The following is a 3,448-nucleotide window of genomic DNA, read 5'->3' as shown; positions in this document are numbered from 1 at the left end:
GGCCCGAGCCCGGTACTGGACCGGGCTCGGGCCCTCGCGGTCCGGCCCTCAGTCAGCCGGTCCGACGCCGCGGAACCGGTTCGCGGGGCGGGCCCCGCCGCGCGGGACGCGCGCCCGGGCGGCCGGGCGGCGGAGCCGGGTCAGGGGGCCCGGACCACGTCGTCGCGCAGCCGGTCGAACGCGGCGCTGACCCCCTTGAGCGCCTGGCCCATCTCGGCCGGGACGACCCACACCTTGTTGGCGTCGCCCCGGGCGATCTCCGGGAGCTTCTGGAGGTAGTGGTAGGCCAGCACGTCCGGGTCGACCCGGCTGGTGTGCAGGGCCTTGAACACCATGTGGATGGCGTCGGCCTCACCGCGGGCCCGGGTGGTCTGTGCCTCGGCGTCGGCCTTGGAGGTGAGCGCCTGCGCCTCGGCCGCGCCCCTGGCCCGCAGCACCGCGGCCGAGCGCTCACCCTCGGCGCGCAGGACCGCGGACTGCTTCTCGCCCTCGGCGCTGAGCAGCTGGGCGCGCTTCTCGCGGTCGGCGCGCATCTGCATCTCCATCGCCTCCTGCACGGAGGACGGCGGCTCGATGCCCTTGAGCTCGATGCGGCTGATCTCGATGCCCCAGTCGCTGGTGGCCTCGTCCAGCACGGCCTTCAGCTCGCGGTTGATCGCGTCCCGGGAGGTGAGCGTCCCCTCCAGGTTCATGCCGCCGATGACGTTGCGCAGCGTGGCCAGGGTCAGCTGCTCGACGGCCTGGATGAAGTTGGCCACCTCGTAGGTGGCCCGGTAGGCGTCCACGACCCTGATGTAGACCGCCGAGTCGACCTCGACCGCGAGGTTGTCCTCGGTGATGGCCGACTGCGGCGGGAAGCTCACGACCTGGACGCGGCGGTCGATGCGTTCGCGCACGTGGTCCACACCGGGGATGACGATGTTGAAACCCGAGCTCAACGTCCGGTGGAACTTACCGAAACGCTCGACGACGTCCTCCATCGAGTGCGGGACGATACGCACGCTCCGCCAGAAGACGAGCAGAAGAACCGCGACGAAAAGCGCCACGATGATGATCATGGTCATGGGGCCGCCCCGGTTTCCGGACGGAGGACGTCATTCGGTATCGGCATCTGGGCAGCTCCGGATCTCCAGACGGGGGTGACAGGCGGGCACGGACCGCACCCGGCGGCCCCGCCCACCCGAAGATCATAAAGCGCGCCGAAATGGAGCGATCCGCTCACCGTCCGCTGACGCTACCCCACATGCGCCGGGGCGACCACATCCGGACAGAAACACTGTTTATGGTCAATACATTTGCTCCGTTAATGCAATCCAATAAGAGGGAATCTGTCGTCGGGGCTCATACGCACGGACGGAACACCTGCCCGGAGGGCCGGGTGTCCGCACGCCCGGGGCCCGGGCCGGGGCATCCGCCCGGACGGACTCCGGCGCACCCGTGCCGCCAGCCCCCAGGCGGCCCGGACCCTCAGACCGCCCGGGCGCTCCAGCGCTCGCCGTCCCTCTCCACCTTCAGCGCGAGCCCGAAGGTCTCCGACAGGTGGTCCGCGGTCAGGACCCCGTCGATCGGACCGGCCTGCACCACCGAACCCCCGCGCAGCAGCAGGGCGTGCGTGGTCCCTGCGGGGATCTCCTCCACGTGGTGGGACACCACCACCAGCGCGGGCGCGGCCTCGTTGCGGGCCAGGCTCCCCAGACGGCGCACCAGGTCCTCACGGCCGCCCAGGTCCAGCCCGGCGGCGGGCTCGTCCAGGAGCAGCAGTTCCGGGTCCGACATCAGCGCACGGGCGATGAGCACGCGCTTGCGCTCGCCCTCGGAGAGGGTGTGGAACCGGCGGTCGGCCAGGTCGGCGACGCCCCAGTGGCCCAGCAGGGCGCGGGCGCGGCCGTAGTCCGGGTTCCCGTACTCCTCGCGGAAGCGGCCCACGTAGCCGTAGGCGGCGCTCAGCACGATGTCGAGGACCTCGGTGCCCTCCTCGATCCGCGACGCCACCGAGGCGCCCGCGTAGCCAATGAGCGGACGCAGCTCGAACACGTCCACCCGGCCCAGCCGCTCACCGAGGATCTCCACCTCGCCCGCGGTCGGGTGCGTCTGGCTGTAGGCCACGTTGAGCAGTGTGGTCTTGCCCGCACCGTTGGGGCCCAGGACGACCCAGCGCTCGCCCTCCAGGACCGTCCAGTCCACCCCGTCCAGCAGATGGGCGTCGCCCCTCCGCACCGTGACCCCGCTCAGGCCCAGAACACGCCCGTCCATCGTCCTCCCTCACGTCACGTCCCACGCCGGTGCACGGGCCGCCCTACCCTGAAGCAATGCATCTCTCGTCCGCACCACTCGTCGCCTGGGGCAACGCCTGGCTGGCCGGACACGTCGGCCTCGACGAGGCCGTCGACGCCGTCGAGCGGCGCGGTGGTCCCAACCTGATCGGGACAGTACCGGCAGTGGACCTGCCCTTCGACAGCGGCGTACCGCTGCGGGCCGCACTGACACGGCTGCGCGGCCTGGGGCTGTCCGCCTTCCGGTTGGCCCTGCCCACCTGGGGCGATCCCCTCGGGCTCGTGGGCCCCAAGGAACTCAACCAGGCCGCCGTCGAGGCGCGGGAGGGGGTGCTGGTGCGGCTCGCCGACCGGCAGGTGGGCCTGGTGCCCTCCGCCGACCGGCGTGGTTCATCCTATGTGGGCGTTTCGTGGACACCGTATCCGGCGAACGACGCACTGCCGCAGGTACCCGGCCTGGCCGAGGCGGAGCAGGCGCTGAAGCTCGCCCTCATCGAGGCCGCCCGGGCCATGGAGGGCGTGGACGACGTCGCCCCGTTCGCACCGGACGTGCACCGAAGACTGGGCGAACTGGACGGCGGCCCGCCCTCGCTGGCGCGCGGGTACCCGCCCCGGGCGCACCGTGTGGCGGAGCAGGCGGCACGGCTGGCCGGGGTGGTGGAGCTGGCCGAGCCGTCGTCGGGACGGGGACTGACCGCCCACCAGGCCACGGCCCGCTCCGAGGGGCTGCGCAGGCTCGACGCGGCGGTGCGCAGGGCCCTGGTGGCCGCGCACGGGGCGATCGACCCGTCCGACCGGGGCGTTCCGGGGCGCTGAGCGGACCCGGGAGCGGCCGGGAGGCGAGCACGGGATCCCGGTCCGGGAACGAACGGGAAGCCGGGACGGCCGTGCCCGCCCCCGGGCGACCGGGCGGCCCCGGCCGCTCAGCCCGACGCGCGCTCCGCTCTCCCGCCGGTACCGCCTGTTCCACGGCGCACCGACACCAGACGGACGACGCGGACCGAGGCGACCGTCGCACAGGCCAGGGCGAGTAGGGCGAGGGCCGCCCAGAAGGACGTGAAGAGGTAGGGCACCTGGAACCACGCCACGTCCCTGCCCCGGTAGAGCCACCCGACCACCTCGTGCAGGACCGCCAGCAGCAGCGGCGGCGCGGTGCAGGGCAGCAGGCGCGCCGC

General features: G+C 72.8%; 3 protein-coding genes and 1 pseudogene. 1 reads left to right on the top strand and 3 read right to left on the bottom strand.

Features of this window, described 5'->3' with window-relative positions; genetic code table 11:
• Positions 1-140: 140 nt before the first annotated feature.
• Both DQW06_RS00050 and DQW06_RS00045 read right to left on the bottom strand, forming a co-directional pair.
• A complete protein-coding gene (locus DQW06_RS00050) occupies positions 141-1,064 on the bottom strand; it encodes an SPFH domain-containing protein (RefSeq protein WP_013156328.1) in 924 nt (307 codons plus the stop codon).
• Positions 1,065-1,467: 403 nt separating this feature from the next.
• Positions 1,468-2,253, bottom strand: a complete 786-nt coding sequence (locus DQW06_RS00045; RefSeq protein WP_013156327.1) for an ABC transporter ATP-binding protein — start codon at positions 2,251-2,253, stop codon at positions 1,468-1,470.
• A 56-nt stretch (positions 2,254-2,309) separates the two neighbouring features.
• Here DQW06_RS00045 and DQW06_RS00040 point away from each other — a divergent pair, with 56 nt between their 5' ends.
• The gene (locus tag DQW06_RS00040) at positions 2,310-3,089 is read left to right on the top strand and encodes a hypothetical protein (protein WP_013156326.1); all 780 of its coding nucleotides are present in this window, start codon (positions 2,310-2,312) and stop codon (positions 3,087-3,089) included.
• Between the two features lie 107 nt (positions 3,090-3,196).
• Here the strand turns inward: DQW06_RS00040 and DQW06_RS00035 are convergent.
• Positions 3,197-3,448 (bottom strand): annotated as a pseudogene (locus DQW06_RS00035) (serine hydrolase); the annotation flags it as partial.

Origin of the sequence: Nocardiopsis sp. TNDT3 (genome assembly GCF_003427465.1) — a bacterium.
Taxonomy (GTDB): Bacteria; Actinomycetota; Actinomycetes; order Streptosporangiales; family Streptosporangiaceae; genus Nocardiopsis; species Nocardiopsis dassonvillei.
Note: the sequence above shows the minus strand (reverse complement) of the source record. Positions and strands in the feature narration are given on the sequence as shown.